Source organism: Janthinobacterium sp. GL_088, from assembly GCF_057837845.1.
Genome location: NZ_CM174453.1, coordinates 329,408 through 356,178 on the forward strand (window position 1 = coordinate 329,408; position 26,771 = coordinate 356,178).

The window sequence follows — 26,771 nt, forward strand, 5'->3', positions numbered from 1 at the left end:
GCTAGCACCCTTATAACATTCAAGCAATAAATTGAATGTTAGGAGCGGTAATGCAAATACTCTGGCTCGATGCGCTGGCGATCGGCGTGGGCGCGACGGCGGTGATGGATGTGTGGGCGGTGGCCTTGAAACGCTACTGGTGCATCCCCTCGCTGAACTTTGCGATGGTGGGGCGCTGGCTCGGCCATTTGCCGCGTGGCAGCTTCACCCACGTCAACATCGCCCAGGCGGCGCCCGTGCGCGATGAAGCCATCCTGGGCTGGACGGCCCATTACGTCATCGGCGTGCTGTTTGCGGCCATGCTGCTGGCGCTGGTGGGGCAGGAGTGGGTGCAAGGGCCGACCTTCGCGCCGGCGCTGCTGGCGGGCCTGGTGAGCGTGGCAGCGCCGTTTTGCATCTTGCAACCGGGCATGGGCGCCGGTCTGGCCGCCAGCAAGACGCCGCACCCAAATGCCGCCCGCCTGCGCAGCCTGATGGCCCACACGGCGTTCGGCATCGGCCTGTACCTGGCGGCCCTGCTGTGGTCGACTATCCGCTGATCAGCTCGTCAGCGGCGGCACGGGTGCGGGCGCCGGTGCGGCTGCCACCGCTGACATGGCCGGCGCCTCGGGCTGCGCCGGCACAGTGCTCAGCACCATCGTGCTGGGCTTGGCAATGGCGATGTGCGCCTCGTCCAGGCGCTTGAGCAGCTCGAACAGCAGGGCGCTGCGGATGCCCGACGTCAGGCGCGGCGACGAGGCATAGCCGGTGGCGTTGAACAGCAACAAGCCATTGTCGATGCCGTCGAGCTGCACGTTGGGCGCCGGCGTGTCGAGCACGTCGGGATTGTCGACAAAGGTGGACAGGATCAGCGCGCGCGCCGCTTGCGCATCCGTACCCAGCGGCAATGGCAGCTTGAGCTGCACCAGGCCCAGCGGATTGGCCAGGGTGACGTTGCGCACCGTCTTGGTAATGAATTCCGAGTTCGGCACGATCACCGTCGAGCGGTCGCCCAATTGAATTTCCGTGGCGCGCACATTGATGCGGCGAATGTCGCCTTCCACGCCGCCCAGCGAGACCCAGTCGCCCACCTTCACGGGGCGCTCGGCCAGAAGGATCAGGCCAGAGACAAAGTTCTGCACCACGGCCTGCAAGCCAAAACCGATACCCACCGACAAGGCCGACGCCACCCATGCGATGCGTTCCAGGCCGATGCCAGCCGCCGACAGGGCCAGCGCGACGGCCAGCACGCCGCCGATGTAGCCGAACAGGGTGATGAACGACACTTGCATGCCCGTGTCGAGATTGGTGGTCGGCAAATAGCTGTTTTGCAACCAGCGCTTGAACAAGCCCAGCGCGACAAAGCCAACGAGCAGCACCAGCAGGGCCTGGATCAGCGCGGCAGGGCGGATCGCCACCTCGCCGATAGCCAGGCCATCCTGCAACTTGCCGACACGCTGGAACAACTCGCCCGGACCTTCGCCGAACGGTGCCAGCAGCAGCATCAGGGCCAGCAGCACGACGATGGCGCGGCCAATGCCCGACAGCAGCACGGCCGCCTGGTCGCGCGCCTTGGGCGTGGCCAGCACAGGATGGGCCGCGTCCGGCGGCGGCGGCGTGGACGCCAGCAGCATGCAGATATCGTCCACCAGCACCGTCAGCAAATACGTGCTGCACAGCACGACGATGACCCAGGCAATTTGCTTGGCGACAAAGCTGCCGAACGCCACATAGCCGACCAGCAGACTGATGACGCTGGACGCCAGCGCCAGCCACAGCAGCACCGTGACGCAGCGCAGCCACAGGGGCGTGACCAGGGTGGCGGGATCGGCCTCGCGCAACTGGCGCCAGCAGCGCTCGGCCCGCATCAGGCCGTAGGCGATGGTCGTGCTCATCACGAGGGCGACGATGCAGTTGACGGCCACGGCCGTCGACAAGCCCGCATTGATGACGATGGTGACTCTTTCCGTCGCCCACACGAGCACGACGATGAAGGAAAACATCGATGGAAAATTGCGCATGCGGTGCGCCAGCGCGTCCGGCAAGGGCAGCAAACGCCACGACACGCGGCGCGGCGACAGCAGCGCGTGGCCGAGTCCCGCCGTAAAGCCGGCAAAACAGATGATGCCGATCAAGCTGCTAAGGAAAGTCGAGGTTTTTTCGGACAGGCCGCCGTCCCAGCGCAAGCCCATGGCCAGCAATTCCGCCACCAGGCCCGGCGTGGCCAGCGCCAGCACCAGCACGGCCAGCGCATGCAGGGAACGGCGCAAGCGGCCATGCGGCACGCGCGTGGACGTCACCACCAGCAAATAGCGCGAAGCCCAGACGCTGGCGCCGATCACGGCCACGATGACGGCCAGCAAGCCGCCCCAGGCCGACCACGGCGTGGCGCTTGCCGCGTTCGCCAATTCCAGCTCCAGCGCCCGCAGGCGCTGCAAATTCTGCGGCAATTCCGCATGCAGCTGTTTCCAGAACGAGCCGGCGAGTATCGACGCCGTGCGTTCGCCCAGGCGCGCCTGCAACTGCGCGCGGCGCACCGTCGACACCTGCTCCGACGCCTGCGTCGCTTCCACAGCCAGCAGGCGCGCCAGTTTTACTTGCGCATCGAGGGCGCTGCTGGTGCGGTCCAGCTGGCTGCGCTGCGCCGCCACATCAGGAGCATCTTTCGTGCCCGCCGCCGGCTTGCCCAGCTCGGCCAGCCGCGCCTGCACGCTGGAGAGCGTGGGCGTGAGCGCATCGGCCACCTTGTCCGCCTCGGCGCTGGCCGCCAGCGCATCAGCCCGCATCTGCGACAGGGTCGCATCATCGAGCTCCGCCTCGCCATCGAGCGCTTTCTGGATGCCGGTGATCTGCTTGCGCAAGCCATCGAGACGCTGGTCGGCCGTGGCGGCGTCATCGACGGGCTGCGACCAGGCGGGCGGCGCGGCCAGCGAGCACGCCAGCAGTAACGCCAGCAGGAAGGGGAAGAAACGGAGACGGAAAGAAGTCATGCGGACCTATGGCTGAAAATGAGAAAAACGGCCGGATTGGCGGCGGCGCCGGTCATGGCGTGCCGCCCGGCGGGTGCCTGCCAATATAGCTGAAAACGCCGGCAAGCCGCAGGATAAGCGGAACTGGCGTGTGCTGCGGAGGGAAACTAGGCATATTGCCCTATGGAAATATCATTCGAAAAGGTCTAGGATCGTCGTCCGCTTGGCGGCGCGGCAGCCATCTGCACGCCGCCGACCTTTTCACCATTCCCTCCGTATTGAGACAGCCATGAAGTTTTTATCCCACCTGACCATCGGCACACGCCTTGCCACAGGCTTTGGCACCATCGGCGCCATGCTGATCATCATCTCTTGCCTGGGCATTGCCATGCTGGGCAAGATCAACCAGGGCACCGGCCATATCGTGCATGACAGCATGCCCAAGATCGAGCTCGCCAACAGCGTGTCGGCCAACATCAACGATATCGCCATTGCCCTGCGCAACATGATGCTCAGCGCCGATCCCGCCGACCAGCGCAAGCAAACGGACGCCATCCTGGCCGCGCGCCAGGCAGCGGCCGGCAATCTCGGCAAGCTCGCGGGCATGCTCGATTCCGACCGCGAACGTGCGCTGCTGGCCAAGATGAACGACGCCAACACGCGCTACGCACAGGGGCAGGAAGCCTTGCTTGAACTGATCAGAAGCGGCACGCCGGACGACAGCAGCGCCTACCTGTACGGCCAGCTGCGCCCCGTCTTGCTCGTCTATAAACAATTGATTGCTGAACAGATCAGCTTGCAAAACACCCTGGCCGCCACGGCGGGCGACAATGCCAATGCCACCTATGCCAACACGCGCACCTTGCTGATCGGCATGTCGCTGGCGGCCTTGGCCATCGCGGCGGCCTTGGCGTATGGCATCACGCGCTCGATCACCGGTCCCGTCGCCACAGCGCTGCAAGTGGCCAACACGGTGGCCGCAGGCGATTTGCGCAGCCAGATCACCGTGCAGTCGCGCGATGAAATGGGGCAACTGTTGCAGGCGCTCAAGCGCATGAACGACAGCCTGGCGCACACGGTGGGCACGGTGCGCGCCGGCACGGAAACGATCGCCTCGGCCTCGTCCGAAGTGGCGGCGGGCAGCCTGGACCTGTCTGCGCGCACGGAGCAGCAAGCCAGCTCGCTGGAAGAGACGGCGTCATCCATGGAAGAGCTGACCTCGACCGTCAAGCAGAATGCCGACAATGCGCGCCAGGCCCATGTGCTGGCCGATACGGCCTCCGGCGTGGCGCAGCGCGGCGGCGCCGTCATCGCGCAAGTGGTGGCGACCATGCGGCAAATCGACGCTTCGTCAAACAAGATTGCCGACATCATCGGCGTCATCGATGGCATCGCCTTCCAGACCAACATTCTGGCCTTGAACGCGGCCGTGGAAGCGGCGCGCGCGGGCGAACAGGGCCGCGGCTTTGCCGTCGTGGCCACGGAAGTGCGCAGCCTGGCGCACCGCTCGGCCGCCGCGGCCAAGGAAATCAAGACCCTGATCGACGACTCGACCCGGAGCGTGGCGGCCGGCAGCGAGCTAGTGCACCAAGCCGGCGACACCATGACCGACCTGGTCGACAGCGTGCGCCGCGTGACCGACATCATGGAAGACATCACCTCGGCCAGCGCGGAACAGACGGCCGGCATCGAGCAAATCAACCAGGCCATCAGCGAGATGGACAACGTCACCCAGCAAAATGCGGCCCTGGTGGAAGAATCGGCGGCCGCGGCCGCTGCCATGCAGGAGCAGGCGGCGACCCTGGCGCAGGTGGTGAGCGTATTTAAACTGGGCGGCGTGGCTGCGACGACCGTGCCAACACCTGCCGCACGGCCAGCGACCGGCACGGCAATGCGCGTGAGCGTGACAGCGGCGCCGCAACGCGCCAGCGCACCGGCGCAGTGGGAGGAATTTTAGAATAGCACAACGGCGAAGTATATGAACATAAGATTGAATTTATTGGCATTAAATTCAATTTTATGTTTACCTTAAAGCTCAACTGCTAGCTCAACTGCTGCGTACATATTCTTGCAATTAAGGGCTACAATATAAAAAATATGTTCACTTCCATGTTCACTTCCTAATCATGACAAAACGTGCCCGCCCGGAAGATGCCATGCCGACGCTCGTCAACGAGCGGCTCAGGATATGGGGCCAGTGCGTGCGCAAGCAGCGGGTGCAGCAAAACATCACGGCACGCGACCTGTGCGCGCGCCTCGATATTTCGCATCCCACCCTGCAACGCATGGAACGGGGCGAGGCATCCGTCAACGTGGGTCTGTTCCTGGCCGCCTTCCACGTGCTCGGCATCCTTGCCATCACGGCGCCGGAACCGGACGCGTCGCTGTGGCAAATGGACAGCGTCAACATCCGCAGCCGCCCCACCGTGAACGAGCACGGCGATGGCTACTTCTAGCCGCCCTTTGTTTGTCTATCTGCAGCGGCCCGACAACGGCGAGTGGGTGGTGGCCGGCCGCTATGTGCTCGATGCGCGCACCGGCATCGGCAGCTTTCTGTACGCGCCCAGCTATGCCGATGCAGGCTTGTCCTGGGCCATCGATCCCGTCAATCTGCCCTTCATTCCCGGCATGGAACACCTGGCGCGCCGCTATGGCGGCCTGCATGACGTGCTGCGCGACGCCAGTCCGGATTCCTGGGGACAGATGCTGATACGCCGCGAACACCAACTGGGCGAAAAAGCCACGGCGATTCAGTTCTTGCGCCTGTCGGGCAATGGTGACCGCTGGGGTGCGCTGGCCGTGGGCGACACGCCCAAACCGAACATAGCGCAACTGGCCAGTCCCAGGCTGCATCGCCTGGACGCGCTGGTGCAAGAACTGTTGGCCATCGCGGAAAGCCGGCCAACACTCAATGCGCCCCTGCGCAAACGCCTGTTCGCCACTCCCAGCATGGGCGGCGCGCGCCCCAAGGCCACGGTGCAGGACGGCGAAGACTATTGGCTAGTGAAGCCGGGCCTGATGACCGATACGGTCGACCTGGCACTGCTGGAACACGCGACGATGCAATGGGGCAGGGCGGCCGGCCTGCGTTTCGCCGACACGCGCCACCATGCATTAACGGCCGAGCGCAGCGTGGTGCGCATCCTGCGCTACGACCGGCGCGGCGCGCGGCGCATCATGACCGTCAGCGCCGCCTCGCTGCTGCAAGTGCAATATCCACCGGTGGAAGCGGCTGACAGCGATGGCGCCAGCTACCCCCGCCTGGCCGAAGAACTGCGGCGCATCGGCGCACCGCCGGAAGACGGCATCGAACTGTTTGGCCGCATGATCTTCAACGGCGTCGTCGGCAACAACGACGACCATCCGCGCAACCACGCCGTGCTGTTCCATCTGGACGAGCAACGCTGGCGCCTCTCGCCCGCCTTCGATGTCGTACCGGATACGGAAGACGAGCCGCAATCACTGGTCATGCAAGTGAGCGCCGGCCGCCGCGACATCACGCGCGACGCCATGCTGCGCGATGTGACCCGTTTTGGCTTCGCCACACGCGGGCAGGCGGAAGAGTATCTCGATGCCTTGCTGGTGCGCATCGCGAACGCTTTTGCGCAGGTGGCGCCGCTGCTGAACGCAGCCTTGCGGGCACGGATGGCGGAGCGCTTGCGGACAATGCTGCTGCGCCTGGCTTAGGCGCAGGTGTAACGTCACCAGCCGACTAGGAAAGTTCTCTCCGGATAATTTCCGCGCCAGCGCTGAGCGCATTCAACTTGCCTCGTGCTACCTGACGCGACAAGGGCGCCATGCCACAGTTGGTGCTCGGATAAAGTTTGTCGGCATCGACAAAGCGCAGCGCCTTGCGCAGGGTGTTGGCCACTTCCTCCGGCGTTTCAATGGTATTGGATGCCACGTCGATGGCGCCGACCATCACTTTTTTGCCGCGTATGAGTTCAATCAGGTCGATGGGGACACGCGAGTTGTGGCATTCCAGCGAGATGATGTCGATATTCGATTTCTGCAGCTTGGGGAAAGACTCTTCATATTGGCGCCACTCGGAGCCCAGCGTATTTTTCCAGTCCGTATTGGCCTTGATGCCGTAGCCATAGCAAATATGCACGGCCGTTTCGCATTTCAGTCCTTCAATTGCCCGCTCCAGGGTGGCGATACCCCAGTCATTGACCTCATCAAAGAAAACATTGAATGCGGGTTCGTCAAACTGGATGATGTCGACGCCGGCCGCCTCCAATTCGCGGGCTTCCTGATTGAGGATCTTGGCGAATTCCCAGGCCAGTTTTTCGCGGCTCTTGTAGTGGCTGTCGTACAGCGTATCGATCATCGTCATCGGGCCTGGCAGCGCCCATTTGATCGGCTGCTTGGTTTTTTGACGCAGAAATTTGGCGTCTTCCACAAAAACCGGCTTCGGACGGCTCACCGCACCAACGACGGTCGGCACGCTCGCATCGTAGCGGTCACGAATCCTGACGGTCTCGCGTTTGTCGAAATCCACGCCGCTCAAATGCTCGATGAACGTGGTGACGAAATGCTGGCGGGTTTGCTCGCCGTCACTGACGATATCGATGCCTGCCAGCTGCTGTTCTTGCAGTGACAAAAGCAAGGCATCCTGTTTGCCCTCGATTAATTCCTCGTCCTGTAACTTCCAGGGCGACCAGAGTTTTTCAGGCTGTGCCAGCCAGGAAGGTTTGGGCAAGCTGCCGGCAGTGGAAGTAGGCAATAATTTTTTCATGATGATTGATGTCGTGTATTGTGATTAATCAGAGAGCGTAGTTCGCAGCCCATTGTTCAAGAACATTTTTGTAGGGCTTGATGAAGTGCTCTTCCGTATATTTGCCCTGCTTGACCGCCAGCTGGCTGCGCTCTTCCCGGTCATAGACAATTTGCGTCAATGAGTAATCCTGGTTCTTCAGGCTAGGCTGATACAACTTCCCTGCCGCGGAATTGGCGTTGTAAATTTCGGGCCGGTAAATCTTTTGGAACGTTTCCATCGTGCTGATGGTGCCGATCAGCTCAAGATTGCTGTAGTCACCCAGCAGGTCGCCGATAAAATAAAACGCCAGCGGTGCTGCACTGTTTGGCGGCATGAAATAGCGCACCTGCATCCCCATTTTCTCGAAATATTCATCCGTCGAGGAGAACTCATTTTGCTGATACTCGACGCCCAGGATGGGGTGCTGGTTTTCAGTGCGCTGATAGGTTTTGCTGCTCGAGGCGCTGATGCAGATCACGGGCGGCTTGCTGAAGCGCGCTTTGTAAGCAGTTGATTTGACAAAGTGCTTGAACAGCTTGCCATGGAAATCGCCGAAATTGTCCGGCGTGCCAAACGTGGATTTATTATTGTTGTGCTCTGGCAGCAGCACGCTGAAGTCGTAATCGCGCACGTACGAGGAGAAGTTATTCCCGGCGATGCCATCGATGCGCTCATTGGTTTTTTTATCCAGGATATTCGGCTTCAATATCTCGATCAATGGAATATTGTCGCCTTCGGCACCGATATTCAACTCGACGGAAATGATTTCAAGTTCTACCGAGTAGCGGTCTGCCTTCGGGTTGTCCCAATGCGCCAGGCTGTTGAAGCGGCTGTCGATCATTTTCAGGGTATTGCGCAAATTCTCCTGGCGACGCTCTCCCCTGGCCAGATTGGCAAAGTTGGTCGTCAAGCGCGTGCTGTCCGATGGGTGATAGTTTTCATCGAAAACAATGCTCTTGATGCTGAATACAAAATCTTTGCTCATGGTGATCTGTCCTGATGTCTGCGAAAAAGATGAATGTGTTGCTTGCCTGGTGACCGTGGCGATGCGTATCAGGCCGCAACCAGCGCTTCAGCGGCGGCATGTCTCGCCTGGCGCGTCAAGCCGACCAAGGGCAATGCCCGTTGGACGGCCAGCGCGGCTCGCTGGATCAGGGCCTCGTCCTGCAGACGGTAGTCGAGGAAATCCTTGTCGGTCGCGTAGACGCCCAGTGGCAATGTGCGTGCCTGGAAGAAGCTGAACAAAGGCCGCAACTGGTGGTCGATCATCAGGGCATGGCGTTCGCTGCCGCCGGTGGCCGCCAGCAAGATCGGCTTGTCGATCAAGGCATCCTGGTCAATGAAGTCGAAGAAGTGCTTGAACAGTCCCGTGTAGGAACCACGGAAGACCGGTGTTGCCACCACCAGGATGTCGGCTTGCTCGACCGCCGCAAGTTCCCGCTCCACCGTATCGGGCAGGTGGGAACGCCAGGTCGCGCCGGCAAGCTGCGGTGCGAGCTGGCCCAGCTCGACCAGACGCTGTTCGCACAACACTTCATCGGCGATCAGGTCCATCAGGTGCTCTGCCAGGGCTGCCGCCTTGGAAGGACGTTGCAGCCCGCCGGAAACCGCGACTAAACGAAGTGGACGTGTCATGTTTGCTTTCATAGGGATGGATGCGCCAGGGCCGAAAAATACAGGCAACAAGGGGATCGATGATAGCGGCGAAGATCGATGAAGTATAATGGTCTTATTTCATACATCCATGAACATGGCTCATCTCAATGCTTGAACGCATCCACCTCAGCATCGTCCAGCAGGTCGAGAAACAAGGTTCGCTGACGGCCGCCGCAGGCGTGCTGCACCTGACCCAGTCGGCCCTGAGCCACAGCATGAAGAAGCTGGAGCAGCAACTGGGCACCGACGTCTGGCTGCGCGAAGGGCGCAACCTGCGCCTGACGCAGGCCGGCCAGTATCTGCTGGCGGTGGCGAACCGGGTGCTGCCGCAACTGGACCTGGCCGAAGAGCGCCTGGGCCAGTTCGCGCAGGGAGAGCGCGGCGCGTTGCGCATCGGCATGGAATGCCACCCTTGCTACCAGTGGCTGCTGAAAGTGGTGTCTCCCTATCTGGCCGCCTGGCCCGACGTGGATGTGGACGTCAAGCAAAAGTTCCAGTTCGGCGGCATCGGCGCGCTGTTCGGCTACGAGATCGACTTGCTGGTCACGCCCGACCCGCTATACAAGCCGGGGCTGACGTTCGAACCCGTGTTCGACTACGAGCAGGTGCTGGTCGTGGCCAAGGGCCATGCCCTGGCGTCAGCTGCTTATGTGAAGCCGCAGCAATTGACCCAAGAAGTACTGATCAGCTACCCCGTCGACATCGAGCGCCTGGATATCTACAACCAGTTCCTCTTGCCGGCCGGTGTCACGCCCAAGCGCCACAAGGCCATCGAAACGACCGACATCATGCTGCAGATGGTGGCCAGCGGCCGCGGCGTGGCCGCCCTGCCGCGCTGGCTGGTCGAGGAATACGCGGCCAAGATGGATGTGGTGCCGGTACGGCTGGGCGCGCGCGGCATCGCCAAGCAGATCTTCCTGGGCGCACGCGAGACGGACACCGCCATCGACTACGTGCGGGCCTTCATCGCACTGGCGCGCCAGCCTGCCAGCGCTCATGCGCAGTGAGGCTATGGTCGGCCCCTTGATGCATCCCGCTCAGCACTGGCCCGCTGGCAACATTACTGATGCCTATTCCCTGGAAACCAGTACGAAGGACATTGCTGCTTTAAGCGCGGCGGCGCCCCGGATATTGCCTGGGTCCACGATTGCCATTCCCTACCTGGCACGCGAGGACGACGACGCGCGGCTGGCTGCGGCGCACGCCGTGCGCAAGCTCGGCTTAGAGCCCATGCCGCACTTGTCTGCGCGCCGTATCGTCTCGCTCGCTGGCTTGGAGTCATTCGTCCAGCGCGCGGTCGCTGAAGCGGGCGTCGAGCGCTGCTTCATCATCGCTGGCGATCCGTCGACCCCGATGGGGCCGTTTTCCGACAGTGCCTCGCTGATCGACACCGGCGTTTTCGAGCGCGCTGGCATGAAAGTGATCGGCGTGGGCGGTCACCCGGAAGGCCATCCGGTGATGAGCACGGCTGAACAGTGGGAGGTGCTTGAACGCAAGTGTCACAGCATCGAGAAGCGCGGCATGACGCCCTTGATCGTCACGCAATTCGCCTTTGATGCCGACATCGTGTTGACGTGGTTAAAAGCGCTGCGCGCGCGTGGCATCAACCATCCCGTGCGCGTGGGCGTGCCGGGCCCCGCGAGCATCGCGGTGCTGGCGCGCTATGCCGCGGTGTGCGGCGTGGGCGCCTGCGCATCGATGTGGTCAAAGTACGGTGTCTCAATCGGCAAGCTGTTCGGCACGGCGGGGCCCGATCTGTTTGTCGAGCGCCTGGCCGCTGGCCTGACATCAGCACATGGCAAGGTCAGCTTGCATTTCTTTCCCTTCGGCGGCATCGCACAGTCGGTGAAGTGGATAGAGCAGTACCGTTCTAGCACCGCCCCGGCCCCTTGAAGCAGAAAAGCTGAATCCGCCCCGCTTACTCCACCGTCACCGACTTCGCCAGATTGCGTGGCTTGTCCACATCCGTGCCCCGCGCCAGTGCCGTGTGATACGCCAACAATTGCAGCGCGACCACGTGCAGGATCGGCGACAGGTCGCCATAGTGCTCGGGCAGACGGATGACGTGCAGGCCTTCGCCGGAGCTGATGCGGGAATCCACGTCGGCGAAGACATACAGTTGGCCGCCGCGGGCGCGCACTTCCTGCATGTTCGATTTCAGCTTTTCGATCAAGGCATCGTTCGGTGCGATGGTGACGACGGGCATTTCATTCGTCACCAGGGCCAGCGGGCCGTGTTTCAGTTCGCCGGCCGGATACGCTTCGGCGTGGATGTACGAGATTTCCTTCAGCTTTAACGCGCCTTCCAGGGCGATCGGGTAGTGCATGCCGCGGCCGAGGAAGAGGGCGTTTTCCTTGCGCGCGAATTCCTCGGACCAGGCGATGATTTGCGGTTCCAGCGCCAGCACGGACGCGATGGCGACGGGCAGGTGACGCATGGCTTTCAGGTGCGCCGCTTCCTGTTCTTCGGAGAGGCGGCCATTGACTTGCGCCAGGCACAGAGTCAGCAGGAACAGACCAGCCAGTTGCGTGGTGAAAGCCTTGGTGGATGCCACGCCCACTTCCACGCCGGCGCGCGTGATGTAGGCCAGCGCGCATTCGCGCACCATGGCGCTGGTGGCCACGTTGCAGATGGTCAAGGTGTGCTGCATGCCCAGGCTGCGCGCATGTTTCAGGGCGGCCAGGGTATCGGCCGTTTCACCGCTTTGCGAAATGGTCACCACCAGCGTGTTCGGGTGCGGCACGCTGTCACGGTAGCGGTATTCGCTGGCCACTTCCACGCTGACGGGCACCTTGGCGATCGATTCGATCCAGTACTTGGCCGTCATGCCCGCATACGAGCTGGTGCCGCAGGCGAGGATCAGCACGCGGTCGATCTGCTTGAAGATGGCATAGGCGTTGTCGCCGAACAGTTCCGGCATGATGCCCGTCACGCCTTCGAGCGTGTCGCCGATGGCGCGCGGCTGCTCAAAAATTTCCTTCTGCATGTAGTGGCGATACGGGCCCAGCTCGGCAGCGCCCGTGTGCGCGTGCACGGTTTTCACTTCGCGCTCGACGGGCTTGCCATCGACGTCGACGATCCAGCAGCGCGACAATTGCAGGTCGACCACGTCGCCTTCTTCCAGGTAGATGATCTGGTCCGTCGTGCCGGCCAGGGCCATGGCGTCCGACGCGACAAAGTTTTCACCGTTGCCCAGGCCGACGATCAGGGGCGAGCCCTGGCGCGCGGCGACCACGCGGTGCGGTTCGTCGCGGCAGAACACGGCGATCGCATACGCGCCGTCCAGGCGTTTCACGGCCTGCTGCACGGTTTCAAATAAATCGCCGTTGTACATGTGCTCGACCAGGTGGGCGATCACTTCCGTGTCCGTCTGGCTCTGGAAGACGTAGCCGAGGGCCGTCAGTTCGGCGCGCAGTTCATCGTGGTTTTCGATGATGCCGTTATGCACCAGCGCCACGCGGGCGTTCTCTTCCGTTGGGGAAAAGTGCGGGTGGGCATTGAAGGAGACAGGGGCGCCATGCGTGGCCCAGCGCGTGTGGGCGATGCCCGTAAAACCGCTCAAGCCTTCTTCGGCGATCTGCTTTTCCAGCTCGGCCACGCGCGAGGTGGAGCGCGAACGCTGCAAACGGCCATCGGCATGCAGGGCGATGCCGCAGGAATCGTAGCCGCGGTATTCCAGGCGCTTCAAGCCTTCGACCAGGATGGGAGTGATATTACGTTGCGCTACCGCGCCGACGATGCCGCACATGGAAACCTCTGTCTAAAATTTAATCAATGCATGCATGCTAATGCAGAGCGTATGAAATATGCTTTCTAAATACGTATATTTTTGACTGAATATTTCACCTCTATTTTGCGATGAAATATTATTTCATTTAAAATCAATATATTTTCCAATTCATCAAAATCATGAGCGAACACAACATTACCCTCGACGAGATCGATCGTCGCATCCTGAACGCCTTGCAAATTGATGCATCGCAAACCAACAGCGAGCTGGCGCGCTCGGTACACGTCTCGGCGCCCACCTGTTTGCGCAGGGTCAAGCATTTGCGGGAAAGCGGCGTCATCGAGCGGCAAGTGGCCATCGTCGCACCGCAGCTGGTGGGCGCGCGCCTGACGGCCATCGTGGAGATCACGCTCGACGTACAGGCGGCGGAGCGCATGGCCGAATTCGAGCAACTCGTGGCACAGGAAGCGGCCGTGCTGCAATGCTACCGCGTCTCGCCCGGGCCCGACTTCGTGCTGATGGTGCAAGTGGCCGACATGCCTGCCTATCACGCGCTGGCGCACCGCCTGTTTGCTGCGCACGCCAATGTGCGCAACGTGAAAAGCTATTTTTCCACGTTCCGCAGCAAATTCGAGACGCGCATCGCCGTGTGAAGCAGGCTGCAGACAAGTTATCCCTGCTTATCCCTGGTTTTTCATCTACTTATGCACAAGCTTATCCACAACACAAAAAATTACAGATTTCCACAGCCGCCACATCCAGCCTCGCGTGAGGCCTCTGAATAAATATGCATGGGCTCCAGGATAAAACTTATCCCGGCTTATGCATCGCTTATCCACGTCTTGAGAACAGGCTTTTGCACAGCTTTACGCACAGCCGACATTCAAGAATAGCCCTTGAATATCCTTCAAATACAATGACTTATAAGTTATCCATCACTTGTTCGCAGATTACGCACAGGCTTATCCACATTCCAGATAAGCAAAAATCAGGGCATGGTTTGGTAGCCTACGCAGGCTGGCCCATATGCTGGAGCGGCAAGCTGGGCCAAATAACTTATCCCGTCTTTTCCACAGGATATTTACTGTTTATACGCAGCTTATACCGGGCTTATCCATCACTTGTCCGCATGCTTGTTCACATATTTATCCACACATAACAATACGGAGAAAATACTGTGTGGGAAAAGTGGCGTGACTTATCCCGAGTTGTCAGTCCACTCTCCACAGGATTATCCACAGGCGTAAAAAAACGCCGCCAGCCCGGACAGGCTGACGGCGTCATGCGAACCGAGGACGGCGCGCTTATTTCTTGATTTTCACGGGACGCGTCCAGCCGTCGATGGTCACCTGGCGCGCGCGCGAGACGGTCAGCTTGCCGGCCGGCGCATCTTTCGACAAGGTCGTGCCGGCGCCCAGGGTGGCGCCCTTGCCGACGGTGACGGGCGCGATCAGCTGACTGTCGCTGCCGATGAAGGCGTCGTCTTCAATGACCGTGCGGAACTTGTTCACGCCATCGTAGTTGCAGGTAATCGTGCCGGCGCCGATGTTGACCTTCGAGCCGATGGTGGCGTCGCCGATGTAGGCCAGGTGATTGGCCTTGCTGTGTGCGGCGATCTGGCTGTTTTTCACTTCGACAAAGTTGCCGATGTGCACGTCTTCCGCCAGGACCGTCCCGGGGCGCAGGCGCGCATAGGGGCCGATGATGGAAGCAGCGCCGACGACGGCGTCCTCGATATGGCAGAAGGGCTTGATGTGCGCGCCAGCGGCCACCGTGGCGTTGATGAAGACGTTGTTGGCGCCCACGCGCACGCCGTCGCCCAGTTCGACACGGCCTTCGAACACGCAGCCGACGTCGATGGTGACATCGCGGCCGCAAATCAGTTCGCCGCGTACATCGATGCGTGCCGGATCGAGCAAGGTCACGCCCCGCTCGAGCAAGGCTTGCGCGATATTGTTCTGGTGGATGCGTTCCAGCTGGGCCAGCTGCACCTTGCTGTTGACGCCCGCCACTTCCCACACGGCGGCCGGGTGAGCCGAGGTGACGGCCACGCCATCGGCGACGGCCTGGGCAACGATATCGGTCAGATAGTACTCCCCTTGCGCATTGTCATTCGACAAGGCCGACAGCCATTGCTTCAGGGCGACGGTGGGCGCAACCATGATGCCGCTGTTGATTTCCTTGATGGCGCGCTCGTCAAGCGTGGCATCCTTTTCCTCGACGATGCGCACGATGGCGCCGTGCTCGCGCACGATGCGACCCAGGCCATAGGGATCGTCCTGTTCCACGGTCAGGATCGCCAGCTTATCGTTGCCGGCCGCCTGCACCAGTTGCTGCAGGGAAGCGGCGCTGGTCAGCGGCACGTCGCCGTACAGGATCAGGGTCGGCACGCTGTCATCGAGCAAAGGCAGCGCTTGTTGCACGGCATGACCGGTGCCCAGCTGCTGCGCCTGCTCGGCGGCGTCGATCTGCACGGCATGGTTCACCTTGTAGCCGTCAAGCAACTTCAGCACGGCTGCGCCCCCATGCCCGTAAATCACGCATAATCGGGACGGCGCCAGGCCGCGCGCCGTGTCGATGACGTGCGACAACAGCGGCTTGCCCGCCAACGGATGCAATACCTTGGGCAGTGCCGACTGCATGCGTTTGCCCATACCGGCAGCGAGAATGACAACGTTCATAGACCGTCTTTTATAAGTTAAGAATATGAAAAAGTTTAACACGCAGGCCCCGTCTTCCACGCCTTCCAGCCGCTTTACTTATGCCGTGCTGGCCATACTGCTCGTCGTCATGGCCGGTTGCAGCGGCTTGCGCCTGGCCTACAACAATGGCGACACCGTGCTGTACTGGTGGCTGAACGCGTATGTCGACCTGGACCGCGACCAGAAGGGCTGGGTGCGCGAGGATATCGACAAGCTGTTCGACTGGCACCGCAAGACGCAATTGAAGGATTACGTGGAAATCCTGCGCACGGGCCAGAAGCAGCTGCAAGGCAATGCCACGCAGGCGGACCTGATGGCCGACTACAGCGAGATCAAGCAGCGCACCCAGGCGCTGTTGCTGAAGGCGGCGCCTGAACTGGCCGACCTGGCGCGCTCGCTCAAGCCCGAGCAGATCGCGCAGATGGAAAAGAAATTCAAGTCGAACAATGAGGATTACCGCAAGAAATACCTGAGCGGCGACCAGGAAAAGCGCCAGAAACTGCGCTACAAGAAAGCCATGGAGCAATTCGAACTGTGGTTCGGCAGCTTCAGCAGCGAGCAGGAAGCCATCATCCGCAAGGCGTCCGACGCGCGTCCGCTGAACAATGAGATCTGGCTCGACGAACGCATGCGGCGCCAGCAGAACGTGTTGAACCTGGTCAAGAAAGTCCACCAAGAAAAGCTCGGCAAGGAAGCGACCGCGGCCTTGATCACGACCCTGATCAAGGACAGTTTCGAGCGCCTTGAGCATTCCGAGCGCAAAGCCTTCTTCGATGCCTACGAAAGCAGCACGGCGCAGATGGTCATGACGGTGATCAAGAGCGCCACGCCGGCGCAAAAAGCCCACGCCGTCAAGCGCATGCAGGGCTGGATCGACGATTTCAATTCCCTGGCCACGCAAGCCAAATAGACAGGCAGCGCCAGCAGGGGGGAGGGGGCCATATGCTATAGTGGCCGCCACCGAATTGAAGAAATCCCCCATGCAAAAGAAGATTAAAAAACCCGCCAAAGTCCCCGTCCACCACGCGCCGCCACCGAACCAGGTGCGCATCATCGGCGGGCAGTGGAAGCGCTCCGTGCTGCCTGTTTTGCAGGCGCTGGGACTGCGCCCGACACCGGACCGCGTGCGTGAAACCGTATTTAACTGGATCAATCACTTGCGCGACGGCGACTGGGCCAACGCCCAGGTGCTGGACCTGTTCGCCGGCAGCGGCGCACTGGGTTTTGAAGCGGCCAGCCGCGGCGCAGGCTCCGTCACCATGGTCGACACCCACACGCCCGTGATCCGCCAGCTGGAAGAAAACAAGACGAAATTGCGCGCAGACAATGTCCAACTGCTGCGCGGCGACGCCCTGCTGACGGCGCAAGGCCTGGCAGCGCGCGGCCAGCGTTTCGACCTGATTTTCCTCGATCCGCCCTACCAGCAGGATTTCCTCGCGAAAGTGTTGCCCTTGTGCGCCAACCTGCTCAAGGAAGGCGGCATGGTGTACGCGGAATCGGGCTTGCCGCTGGTCTTCGATGAAGCCAGCGCACTGGAAAAACCGGAGTGGATGGCGCCATGGGAAGTCATCCGCGCCGACAAGGCGGGCACCGTTTATTATCATTTGCTAACTTACAACAAAGTGCCCGCAACTGCCTGAATCTGCCTATAAATGAAGCAAAAAAGCTCCCTGGCCCGAGGCGCGGCACCAAGGTGGTCACCAATTTCAGGCATAATGCGCGTCTATATTGGTGCATCGTCAGGGAGCCGCAATGGTTGTAGCCGTTTATCCAGGAACATTCGATCCGCTCACGCGCGGTCATGAAGATTTGGTGCGCCGCGCATCGGGTCTGTTTGACAAGCTGATCGTCGGTGTCGCCGACAGCAAGAACAAGCAACCGTTTTTCTCGCTCGACGAACGCCTGGAAATCGCCAACGAAGTACTTGGCCATTACCCGAACGTGCAAGTGGAAAGCTTTTCCGGCTTGCTCAAGGATTTCGTGCGCAAGCATGAAGCACGGGTCATCGTGCGCGGCTTGCGTGCCGTTTCCGACTTCGAATACGAATTCCAGATGGCGGGCATGAACCGCTACCTGCTGCCCGATGTCGAAACCATGTTCCTGACGCCATCCGACCAGTACCAGTTCATTTCGGGCACCATCGTGCGCGAAATCGCGGCGCTGGGCGGCGACGTCTCCAAGTTTGTCTTCCCCTCGGTGAACCGCTGGCTGCAAAACAAGATTGCCGCCAACGCTGCATCATCGCAATAAGTAAGAGTGAAATCATGGCATTACTGATCACCGACGAATGCATCAATTGCGACATTTGCGAGCCCGAGTGCCCGAATGACGCAATCTACATGGGCGCGGAAATCTACGAAATCGATCCCAACAAGTGCACCGAATGCGTGGGCCACTTTGACGAGCCGCAATGCCAGCAAGTGTGCCCCGTCAGCTGCATCCCCTTCAATCCCGCCTGGCGCGAAAGCCCGGAGCAATTGATGGCCAAGTACGAACGCCTGCAAGCGGAACTTCCCGCCAAGACTTAAGCTTTTCTCCCGCGCCACTTCTGGGCCACTTCTGCGTGGCGCCAGCTTCTGCCAACTGTTCTACACTGTGTGCTGACTTATCCACAGCCCATGGTTTCCACGGAGGTAGAAGATGCAAATAAGCACATCCCGTTTGGGCCGCTCCCTCGCTGCCGCCTGCCTGAGCGCCGCCTTGGCACAAGCAGCGTTTGCCGTCGAGATCGGCGGCGTCAAGCTGGACGACACGGTGCAGCTGGCCAGCCGCGAATTAAAACTCAACGGCGCCGGGGTGCGCTACAAGGTCATCTTCAAGGTCTACACGATTGCGCTGTACCTGCCTGAAAAGAAAACCCAGCTGGCCGACATCCTGGCCCTGCCCGGACCGCGCCGCCTGGAGATCGTCATGCTGCGCGACATCACTTCCGACGAACTGGGGCAAGCCTTCATGCAGGGCTTGAAGCGCAGTTCCGAGCAGGCCGACCGCACCCGCCTGCTGAGCCAGACGATGCAGTTCGGCGCCATGTTCGAAATGGTGCCCGGCCTGAAAAAGGGCGACATTCTCACCGTGGACTGGCTGCCGGAAGAGGGAACGTTGTGCAAGCTGAACGGCAAGCAGGTGGGCGACACGGTGCCGGACCTGGCTTTTTACAATGCGCTGCTGAAAATCTGGATCGGCGCCCATCCGGCCGACACCTTGTTACGCGCGCATTTGCTGGGCGATATGGCTTAAAGCGGCCTGAAGCGGCCTACACGAAAACGCAGGCGTAAAAAAAGCCGGCGCATGCCGGCTTGTCATCTGCAACAGCGAGCTTATGCGCGGGTCGACAGGGCGCGCAGTTCGGCGGCGTTGCTTGGCGACACACCATCCATCTTGCCCAAGGTGCGCTGCAAGGCTTGCGCTTCGCGCATCTGCTGGCGCGCCAAACGTTCTTCGCGGCTCAGCTTGGGACGCACCACCAGCATCATGGCGCGGGCGATGCCCACCAGCAAAGGCTTGAACAGCAGGGCGAAGGCGCCCACGGCGACGATCACCAGCACGAGTTGCAGGGCGTTCAGCAGGGAAATCTCCAGCACGGGTGCGGATACTGCGTACAGGGCGGAGGCGAAGGTAGACATAGTGTTCCAGTGCATTATAGAATTTGCCAGTACTATAGTGCAGTGCAACATATAAATCTAATTCCATTTCTTGATACCAATTATATGAATCGTGAATGGAAAACTGTAATATTTTTTGACGAGTGAAAATATTCGTGCCCGGCGCGGTTTACACTCTTAAGTAATCAATTCAACTTTTATCTTGGGCTTTCCATGAGTTTTCTGACGCTGGATCTGAACTTGCTGCGTGTTTTCGACGCCGTCATGACGGAACAAAACCTGACGCGCGCAGCCGGCCACCTGGCGATGACGCAGCCGGCGGTATCGAACGCCATCAAACGCCTGCGCGAGAGCCTCGGTGACGAATTGCTGATCCGCACGGCGTATGGCGTGAAACCCACGCCCCGCGCCGAAGCGCTGTGGCCATCCGTGCGCTCGGCCCTGGCCAGCCTGGAAGCGGCTGTCACACCGGAAACCTTCGACGTGTCGAAGACCCACGCCACCTTCCGCATGGCCATGGCCGATGCGACGGCCGCCTTCTGGCTGCCGTCATTGATGCGCTCGATCGAACGGGAAGCACCGGGCGTCAACGTGCGCATGATGCCGCTGACCACGCGCGAACCGCGCCCGATGCTGCTGCGCGGCGATATCGACCTGGCCGTCGGCTTCTTTCCCGGCGTGGCGGCGCAATTGTCGAGCGAAACGGGTTCGCCCATCCGCCACGAGCGCCTGTATTCCGGCAAGTATGTGTGCGTGATGCGGCGCGGCCATCCGCTAGCCGACAAGGAATTGACCCTGGATAACTACTGCGCGGCGAACCATTTATTGGTGAGTTTTTCCGGCCGCGCGCATGGCTTGATCGACGAGGCGCTGTCGCAGATCCACCGCGAACGGCGCATCTTGTTGACGGTCAACCAGTTCTTCACGGCTGGAAGAGTCGTCGCCAATTCCGACCTGATCACGGTCTTGCCGCGCCACCTGATCGCCTCGACGGGCATGACGGAGTCCTTGCTGTACAAGGATTTGCCATTGACCTTGCCAGCCGTCCACCTGGACATGCTGTGGCATGAGCGCGACGCCCGCAGCCCCGCCCACAAATGGCTGCGTAATCACCTGGAAAGCATGAACACGCCCACTTTACGGACGGCGACGGCGGCCGGCGGCGGCGTGGCGCCGAAACCGCATATTGAGTAAGTTTTCTGCCAGCACCAAAAAAAACGCCTGATCAGACATCAGGCGTTTTTTTTATGCGTGGCTGCTGGACCGGTAACCAATCCTGAAACCACCCCAGTGCTTGCCCTCGACGTGGATGGGCACGGATAAATCGTGCATGACTTCGCCCGTGTCGCGTTTATAAGTCTGCAACAGGAACGCCCTGGTATTGCTGCCGCAGCGCTTGCCCGTACGGTCGCTGAAGATGCGCTTGGTGCGGTTATTCACCATATCGGTGGCGTAGTCACCCGTCAGCGGCTGCGAGAATTTCTTGTTGTGTGTCGGAAAATAGCCATTGTTGTCGACGGCGCCCGCATACGCCAGATGGGGCAATGCCGCCAGCACGCCTTCCTGCAGGTCGGGCAGCACCTTGTCTGTAAATGCGTCGAACTTCGTGTTGTGCTTGGGCGGATTGGTATTCGGGATGGGGCGGTAGTGGCGGTCGAACAGGGCTTCGCGCGTGATGCGGCCCGACGCGATGGCTTGCTCGAACAATTTGCCCACTTCGCGCGCGGCGCGCTGGGCCGCCTCGCGGATCTCGTCGTGCGGCGTGGCCACGCTCGATTCGCCGAGGGCGCCGGCGATCACTTCGGCCCGCTCGGCCAGGGCCATGGCCGACTGCGTGGCGCGTGGCAATTCGGCATTCGTCGACAGCATGCTGTCGCGGATTTGCAGGATGGCGTCGGCGATCAGTTGCGTCGTCTCGACGTGTTCGCGCGAGGCGCGGGCGATCTGCCCGATCTCGTCCTCCGACTCGCCCGACGATTCTTCGATATGGCTGAGCGAGGCATGCACGCTTTCCACATTGCGCGCCGCTTCCGTGACGCCGGCCGCCAGCGAACTCATGCCGCGTGCGGCTTTTTCCGACTGTTCATTGATTTCGCGCACCATCACGCTGATTTCATCGGAGGCTTCCTTGGTGCGCTGCGCCAATTGCCGCACTTCCCCGGCCACCACTGCAAAACCGCGGCCGTGTTCGCCAGCGCGCGCGGCCTCGATGGCGGCGTTCAGCGCCAGCAAGTTGGTGCGCGCGGAAATATCGGAAATGGCTTCCGTAAAGCCCGTGATGCGTTTGGATTTTTCCTGCAAGCTCAGCATGTTGCTGGAAGCGCCTTGCGCTTCTTCGCGGGCGCTATTGATGCGACGCAAGCCTTGGTCCACTTCGGCGCGCGCCGCCACGCTTTCCACGCGCACGCCGGCGGCCACTTTGGCGGCCCGTTCCGCATTGGCGGCGATCTTTTCCGTCATGGCGGCATTTTGTACGGAGCTGTCGGCGATGTCGCTGGCCGTGCGCACGTCGAGTTCCACCTTCTGTTTGACGGAATCGACAAAATACGAGGTTTCCGCCGCGCCGATCATGATGGCATCGATGGCGTTGCCCACCGTGTCGGCGAACTGGTGCAAGCCCGGCTCGCCGCGCGGCCGGCCAGCAAACGCCAGCAGTGCGGCGCCGATGGCGGCGGCCACGCAGGCAATCAGATAGGGATGGTCGCCGCCCGACAGCAGCAGCAGATAGGCCAGGCAACAGGCGATGGCCATGGCCAGGATCGTGAATACAAAGAAACGCACCAGCTGATGCTGCAACTGCTTCATTTGTCCCCCGCTGCGCGAACCCGTCACGTCCCGCGAAAGGGACGTGCTGTAACCGTATGCGGGGCGGGCACGATTGCCCACCTTGCACCCTGAAGTGACCGTCTGCGCGGCGTTTCAGGCGGCTACCGGATAGCAGAATTGTAGTTCTACCCTACAACATTTGTTCCGATAGCTCAATCAGAAAAGTGGGACGGCTACACCAAGGTCACTTAATTGGCAATTTGGTGGTGTTTTTGACCTCTTCCATGACGGCGTAAGTGTGGGTTTCCCGCACACCTTTCTGCAACAGCGTCTTGCCCAGGAATTCGCGGTAGGCGGCCATGTCCTTGACGCGCGCCTTGACCAGGTAATCGAAACCGCCGGCCACCATATGACATTCCAGTACCTCTGGAATGATTTGTACGCTATGCTTGAAGGCATCGAACACTTCCGGTGTCGTGCGATCGAGCACCACTTCGATGAACACCAGCAGCGACACGTCGAGCAGCTGCGGGTTTAACTGGGCCGTATAGCCCATGATGTAACCGGATTCGTGCAACTTGCGCACGCGCTCCAGGCAGGCGGCCGGCGACAGGTTCACGCGCGCGGCCAGCTCCACATTGCTGATGCGTCCATCGCTCTGCAATTCCATCAAGATTTTCTTACTGATCTTGTCCAGCATTCCTATCACCCCCAAATTAATATTATTTGGTTAAATTGTCGCATCAAAAACTATCTATTGCTAGTCCCCTGTATTACCAGAATTAATCCATAAGAATCCCCTTTACAATCGAATCATCTTAACGTCCGACTTTCTGTATTTTTTTGCACCAAAAAAGAGCAAGAATTACGTCAGTTTTCGTCCCCTTTTCCTTGTAAAGAGCACTTATGCACCCTGCAGGCCCCTCGGCTTTTACCCCGATTCCTTTTGCTGCGTTCCAGGCAGAAATCCTGCCCGAAGCGACACCACAACGCGCCGCCATCACCGCCGCCTATAGGCGCGACGAGGTTTCCGCCGTGCAGTGGCTGTTGCAACAAGTGCGCCCCAGCAGCACCGAAACGACGGCCGAAGGACAAGCGCTAGCGCACCGTCTGGTCTCGAACGTGCGCCAAAAACGCACACGCGCCTCCGGCGTCGATGCACTGATGCACGAGTTCTCGCTGTCGTCGGAAGAGGGTGTTGCATTAATGTGTCTGGCTGAAGCGCTGTTGCGTATACCCGACAGTCAAACGGCCGATCGCCTGATTGCCGACAAAATCAGCAAGGGTGACTGGAAGAAACACCTGGGCGAATCGCCGTCGCTGTTCGTCAACGCGGCCACCTGGGGCTTGCTGATCACGGGCAAACTGGTCAGTACCAGCAGCGAATCGGGCCTCGGTTCGGCCATGACCAAGCTCATCGCCAAAGGCGGCGAACCGCTGATACGCAAGGGTGTCGACCTGGCCATGCGCATGCTGGGCAACCAGTTTGTAACGGGGCAAACCATCGAAGAAGCGTTGAAGAACAGCCGCGAGAATGAAACGCGCGGCTATCGCTACTCGTACGACATGCTGGGCGAGGCGGCCCTGACTCAGCAGGACGCGGCCAATTACTATGCCTCGTACGAAACGGCGATCCACGCCATCGGCAAGGCCTCGAACGGCCGCGGCATCAAGAACGGCCCCGGCATTTCCGTGAAACTGTCGGCCCTGCACGCCCGCTACAGCCGTGCCCAGCGCGCCCGCGTCATGGAAGAATTGCTGCCGAAAGTCAAAGCGCTGCTGTTGCTGGCCAAACAGTACAACATCGGCTTCAACATCGATGCGGAAGAAACGGACCGCCTGGAACTGTCGCTCGACCTGATGGAAGCACTGGCTTTCGATGCGGACCTGGCCGACTTCGACGGCATCGGCTACGTGGTGCAGGCGTATCAGAAGCGCTGCCCATTTGCCATCGACTACCTGATCGACCTGGCGCGCCGCAGCGGCCGCAAGTTCATGGTGCGTCTGGTGAAAGGCGCATATTGGGATGCGGAAGTCAAACGCGCGCAAGTCGACGGCCAGGAAGGCTATCCCGTCTACACGCGCAAGGTCTACACGGATGTTTCTTACCTCGTGTGTGCGCAAAAACTGCTGGCCGCCAGCAAGCTGATCTATCCGCAATTTGCCACGCACAACGCGCAAACCCTGTCGACCATTTATACCTGGGCGAAACGCGACGGCATTACCGACTATGAATTCCAGTGCCTGCACGGCATGGGCGAGACCTTGTACGACCAGGTCGTCGGTCCGGACAACCTCGACAAGCCGTGCCGTATCTACGCCCCTGTCGGCTCGCATGAAACCCTTCTGGCCTACCTGGTGCGCCGCCTGCTGGAAAACGGTGCCAACTCGTCGTTCGTCAACCAGATCGTCGACGAAAGCGTGGCCATCGATAGCCTGATCCGAGATCCGCTCGAGCAGGCGCGCCTGCAGGGCGGCTTGCCGCACCCGTCGATTCCGCTGCCGCTGGACATGTTTGGCAGCGAACGCAGGAACTCGGCCGGCCTGGACCTGTCGAATGAAGACACTTTGCGCACCCTGGCCACCGGCCTGGCGCAGCAGCAGACTTGGCAGGCCGCGCCGCTGATCGATGGCGCCGTCAGCCTGAACGGCCCCACGCACATGCTGCATAACCCGGCCCAGCACGACGATGTCGTGGGCAAGGTCATGGAAGCCGGTCCGGCCGATGTGGAAACGGCCCTGGCCAGCGCCAGCGCGTATGCCATGGATTGGCAAACGACGGAACCGTCGATCCGCGCGCAAGCCTTGCTGCGCGCGGCCGACCTGTTCGAAGAGCATCACATCGAGCTGATGGCCCTGGCCGTGCGCGAAGCGGGCAAGTCCCTGCCGAACGCGATCGCGGAAATCCGCGAAGCCGTCGACTTCCTGCGCTACTACGCGGCGCAGGTGGAACACGCGCCGAATACCCTGGCGCTCGGTCCCGTCACCTGCATCAGCCCGTGGAACTTCCCGCTGGCCATCTTTACGGGCCAGCTGGCCGCCGCACTGGCAGCAGGCAACGTGGTGCTGGCCAAGCCAGCCGAGCAAACGCCGCTGATCGCCCACCGCGCCGTGCAATTGCTGCATGCGGCCGGCGTGCCGCGCGGCGCGCTGCAATTTTTGCCCGGCAGCGGCGAGGTCGTTGGCGCGGGCCTGTGCAATGACACGCGCGTAAAAGGCGTGATTTTCACGGGCTCGACGGAAGTGGCGCAATTGATCAACCGCAACCTGGCTGCGCGCGCCGTGGCCGAAGGCATCGACATTCCCCTGATCGCCGAAACGGGTGGCCAGAATGCCCTGATCGTCGATTCGTCCGCCTTGCCGGAACAAGTGGTGCAAGACGTGATGTCGTCCGCTTTCGATAGCGCCGGACAGCGCTGCTCGGCCTTGCGCGTGCTGTTCCTGCAAACGGAAATCGCCGACAAGACCATCCACATGCTCAAGGGCGCCATGCAGGAATTGCGCGTTGGTAATCCTGACCGCCTGGCCACGGATATCGGTCCCGTCATCGATGCGGAAGCGCAAGGTAACTTGCTGGCGCACATCAACAAGATGAAAACCATGGCCATCGACCATTATTCGCTCGATTTGCCGACCGTCAAAGGCACGTTCGTCGCCCCGACCGTGCTGGAAATCAAGTCGCTGGCACAATTGACGCAGGAAGTCTTCGGCCCCGTGCTGCACGTAATCCGCTACAAGCGGGCCGAACTGCCGCAACTGGTGCAATCGATCAACGACAGCGGTTACGGCTTGACCCTGGGCATCCATACGCGCATCGATGAAACCATCGATTTCATCACCAAGCGCGCGCATGTGGGCAATATTTATGTAAACCGCAACATCGTCGGCGCCGTCGTCGGCGTGCAACCGTTCGGCGGCGAAGGCAAATCGGGCACGGGACCGAAAGCCGGTGGCCCCCTGTACCTGAAACGCCTGCAACGCAATGCGCCGGCCGGCGCGCAGCACCAGCGCCAAGCGCCGCCAGCCCTGGATGCGCTGACCGTCTGGGCGAAGATGCATGGCCACGACAAGGTCGAGCAACTGGCACAGGACTATGCGCGCACCACCTTGCTGGGCAGCACCACCGTCTTGCCAGGCCCGACCGGCGAGCGCAATACCCTGAGCTTTGCCGCGCGCGGCACGATACTGTGCGCTGCCGCCACGTCCGGCACCTTGATGAACCAGCTGGCGGCCGTGCTGGCCACCGGTAATCAGGCCCTGGTACTGGCGCAAACGCCGGATCTGATCCCGGGCGACTTGCCGGCCGCGCTGAAAGACCGCATCCAGGTCGTCAGCAACCTGGAGTCGGTCAAGCATGATTTCCAGATCGCCATGATCGAGCCTAGCCTTGATGGCCAGCTCAAACCGCTGCTGGCGGCACGGGAAGGGGCCCTGGTGGGCACCATCGCCACCACGCAGGAGGGTGCCATCCCCCTGTGGCGCCTGGTCGCTGAGCGGGCGCTGTGCGTGAATACGACGGCAGCAGGCGGAAATGCCAGCTTGATGATGTTAAGTGTCTAAATTTTAAGCAGACAGTTAACGCGGAAGGGCAGAACCAGTGGTTCTGCC

At 60.9% G+C, this 26,771-nt stretch carries 23 protein-coding genes; 14 read left to right on the forward strand and 9 right to left on the reverse strand.

What is annotated here, in order from left to right; all coding sequences use genetic code 11:
- Positions 1–50: 50 nt before the first annotated feature.
- Positions 51–539 (forward strand): DUF2938 domain-containing protein, encoded by a 489-nt coding sequence (locus tag AC3IQ7_RS01395; RefSeq protein ID WP_489208159.1) that lies wholly within the window; start codon positions 51–53, stop codon positions 537–539.
- Here AC3IQ7_RS01395 and AC3IQ7_RS01400 read toward each other — a convergent pair whose 3' ends face one another.
- Complete coding sequence (locus AC3IQ7_RS01400; RefSeq protein WP_489208160.1) at positions 540–2,969, reverse strand: DUF3772 domain-containing protein; 2,430 nt, start codon at positions 2,967–2,969, stop codon at positions 540–542. It lies immediately after the preceding gene.
- A 268-nt stretch (positions 2,970–3,237) separates the two neighbouring features.
- Here AC3IQ7_RS01400 and AC3IQ7_RS01405 point away from each other — a divergent pair, with 268 nt between their 5' ends.
- The 3 genes from AC3IQ7_RS01405 to AC3IQ7_RS01415 all read left to right on the forward strand — a co-directional run bounded on the left by AC3IQ7_RS01405 (position 3,238) and on the right by AC3IQ7_RS01415 (position 6,635).
- A complete protein-coding gene (locus tag AC3IQ7_RS01405) occupies positions 3,238–4,905 on the forward strand; it encodes a methyl-accepting chemotaxis protein (RefSeq protein WP_489208161.1) in 1,668 nt (555 codons plus the stop codon).
- A gap of 199 nt (positions 4,906–5,104) precedes the next feature.
- On the forward strand, positions 5,105–5,404 hold the full coding sequence (locus AC3IQ7_RS01410; protein WP_489208162.1) for a helix-turn-helix domain-containing protein: 300 nt from the start codon (positions 5,105–5,107) through the stop codon (positions 5,402–5,404).
- Positions 5,391–6,635, forward strand: a complete 1,245-nt coding sequence (locus AC3IQ7_RS01415) for a type II toxin-antitoxin system HipA family toxin (RefSeq protein ID WP_489208163.1) — start codon at positions 5,391–5,393, stop codon at positions 6,633–6,635. The genes AC3IQ7_RS01410 and AC3IQ7_RS01415 overlap by 14 nt, the downstream gene beginning before the upstream one ends.
- A 25-nt stretch (positions 6,636–6,660) precedes the next feature.
- On the opposite strand, the gene AC3IQ7_RS01420 is transcribed toward AC3IQ7_RS01415, so the two are convergent.
- The 3 genes from AC3IQ7_RS01420 to msuE all read right to left on the reverse strand — a co-directional run bounded on the left by AC3IQ7_RS01420 (position 6,661) and on the right by msuE (position 9,342).
- On the reverse strand, positions 6,661–7,686 hold the full coding sequence (locus AC3IQ7_RS01420) for a methionine synthase (protein ID WP_489208165.1): 1,026 nt from the start codon (positions 7,684–7,686) through the stop codon (positions 6,661–6,663).
- Between the two features lie 28 nt (positions 7,687–7,714).
- A complete protein-coding gene (locus AC3IQ7_RS01425) occupies positions 7,715–8,692 on the reverse strand; it encodes a DUF1852 domain-containing protein (protein ID WP_322429087.1) in 978 nt (325 codons plus the stop codon).
- 68 nt (positions 8,693–8,760) lie between these two features.
- Positions 8,761–9,342, reverse strand: coding sequence for an FMN reductase (gene msuE, locus AC3IQ7_RS01430; protein WP_099377677.1), 582 nt, complete (start codon positions 9,340–9,342; stop codon positions 8,761–8,763).
- Between the two features lie 128 nt (positions 9,343–9,470).
- Between msuE and AC3IQ7_RS01435 the strand changes: the two genes are divergently transcribed.
- Together AC3IQ7_RS01435 and AC3IQ7_RS01440 are read left to right on the forward strand one after the other, a co-directional pair.
- A complete protein-coding gene (locus AC3IQ7_RS01435) occupies positions 9,471–10,370 on the forward strand; it encodes a LysR family transcriptional regulator (protein WP_489208166.1) in 900 nt (299 codons plus the stop codon).
- Positions 10,371–10,374: 4 nt separating this feature from the next.
- Positions 10,375–11,256, forward strand: coding sequence for a methylenetetrahydrofolate reductase (locus AC3IQ7_RS01440; RefSeq protein WP_489208167.1), 882 nt, complete (start codon positions 10,375–10,377; stop codon positions 11,254–11,256).
- Positions 11,257–11,281: 25 nt separating this feature from the next.
- Here the strand turns inward: AC3IQ7_RS01440 and glmS are convergent, their stop codons facing one another.
- Entirely contained in the window at positions 11,282–13,111 is a 1,830-nt protein-coding gene (glmS, locus tag AC3IQ7_RS01445; protein ID WP_035823418.1) for a glutamine--fructose-6-phosphate transaminase (isomerizing), read from the reverse strand.
- A 161-nt stretch (positions 13,112–13,272) separates the two neighbouring features.
- On the opposite strand from glmS, the gene AC3IQ7_RS01450 reads away from it, so the two are divergent.
- The gene (locus tag AC3IQ7_RS01450; protein WP_099377691.1) at positions 13,273–13,746 is read left to right on the forward strand and encodes an Lrp/AsnC family transcriptional regulator; all 474 of its coding nucleotides are present in this window, start codon (positions 13,273–13,275) and stop codon (positions 13,744–13,746) included.
- 651 nt (positions 13,747–14,397) lie between these two features.
- Here the strand turns inward: AC3IQ7_RS01450 and glmU are convergent.
- The gene (gene glmU / locus AC3IQ7_RS01455; RefSeq protein ID WP_489208168.1) at positions 14,398–15,774 is read right to left on the reverse strand and encodes a bifunctional UDP-N-acetylglucosamine diphosphorylase/glucosamine-1-phosphate N-acetyltransferase GlmU; all 1,377 of its coding nucleotides are present in this window, start codon (positions 15,772–15,774) and stop codon (positions 14,398–14,400) included.
- Between the two features lie 25 nt (positions 15,775–15,799).
- On the opposite strand from glmU, the gene AC3IQ7_RS01460 reads away from it, so the two are divergent.
- The 5 genes from AC3IQ7_RS01460 (at position 15,800) to AC3IQ7_RS01480 (ending at position 19,032) form a co-directional block, all read left to right on the forward strand.
- Positions 15,800–16,705 carry a DUF6279 family lipoprotein gene (locus AC3IQ7_RS01460; protein ID WP_489208169.1) on the forward strand — a complete coding sequence of 302 codons (906 nt, stop codon included), beginning with the start codon at positions 15,800–15,802 and terminating at the stop codon, positions 16,703–16,705.
- A 70-nt stretch (positions 16,706–16,775) separates the two neighbouring features.
- A complete protein-coding gene (rsmD, locus tag AC3IQ7_RS01465; RefSeq protein ID WP_489208170.1) occupies positions 16,776–17,435 on the forward strand; it encodes a 16S rRNA (guanine(966)-N(2))-methyltransferase RsmD in 660 nt (219 codons plus the stop codon).
- Positions 17,436–17,547: 112 nt separating this feature from the next.
- Entirely contained in the window at positions 17,548–18,045 is a 498-nt protein-coding gene (coaD, locus tag AC3IQ7_RS01470) for a pantetheine-phosphate adenylyltransferase (RefSeq protein ID WP_034752633.1), read from the forward strand.
- 14 nt (positions 18,046–18,059) lie between these two features.
- Positions 18,060–18,323: a YfhL family 4Fe-4S dicluster ferredoxin gene (locus AC3IQ7_RS01475; RefSeq protein WP_035823425.1), complete on the forward strand. Its 264-nt coding sequence runs from the start codon at positions 18,060–18,062 to the stop codon at positions 18,321–18,323.
- A gap of 112 nt (positions 18,324–18,435) precedes the next feature.
- The gene (locus AC3IQ7_RS01480) at positions 18,436–19,032 is read left to right on the forward strand and encodes a chalcone isomerase family protein (protein WP_489208171.1); all 597 of its coding nucleotides are present in this window, start codon (positions 18,436–18,438) and stop codon (positions 19,030–19,032) included.
- Between the two features lie 80 nt (positions 19,033–19,112).
- On the opposite strand, the gene AC3IQ7_RS01485 is transcribed toward AC3IQ7_RS01480, so the two are convergent.
- On the reverse strand, positions 19,113–19,418 hold the full coding sequence (locus AC3IQ7_RS01485) for a hypothetical protein (protein ID WP_099377695.1): 306 nt from the start codon (positions 19,416–19,418) through the stop codon (positions 19,113–19,115).
- A 192-nt stretch (positions 19,419–19,610) separates the two neighbouring features.
- On the opposite strand from AC3IQ7_RS01485, the gene AC3IQ7_RS01490 reads away from it, so the two are divergent.
- Positions 19,611–20,591: a LysR family transcriptional regulator gene (locus AC3IQ7_RS01490; RefSeq protein ID WP_034752642.1), complete on the forward strand. Its 981-nt coding sequence runs from the start codon at positions 19,611–19,613 to the stop codon at positions 20,589–20,591.
- Between the two features lie 51 nt (positions 20,592–20,642).
- Here AC3IQ7_RS01490 and AC3IQ7_RS01495 read toward each other — a convergent pair whose 3' ends face one another.
- On the reverse strand, positions 20,643–22,202 hold the full coding sequence (locus tag AC3IQ7_RS01495) for a methyl-accepting chemotaxis protein (protein ID WP_322429095.1): 1,560 nt from the start codon (positions 22,200–22,202) through the stop codon (positions 20,643–20,645).
- Between the two features lie 205 nt (positions 22,203–22,407).
- Positions 22,408–22,863, reverse strand: a complete 456-nt coding sequence (locus AC3IQ7_RS01500; protein ID WP_010393827.1) for an Lrp/AsnC ligand binding domain-containing protein — start codon at positions 22,861–22,863, stop codon at positions 22,408–22,410.
- A gap of 206 nt (positions 22,864–23,069) precedes the next feature.
- On the opposite strand from AC3IQ7_RS01500, the gene putA reads away from it, so the two are divergent.
- On the forward strand, positions 23,070–26,723 hold the full coding sequence (gene putA, locus AC3IQ7_RS01505; protein WP_489208172.1) for a trifunctional transcriptional regulator/proline dehydrogenase/L-glutamate gamma-semialdehyde dehydrogenase: 3,654 nt from the start codon (positions 23,070–23,072) through the stop codon (positions 26,721–26,723).
- The last annotated feature ends 48 nt before the right edge of the window (positions 26,724–26,771 follow it).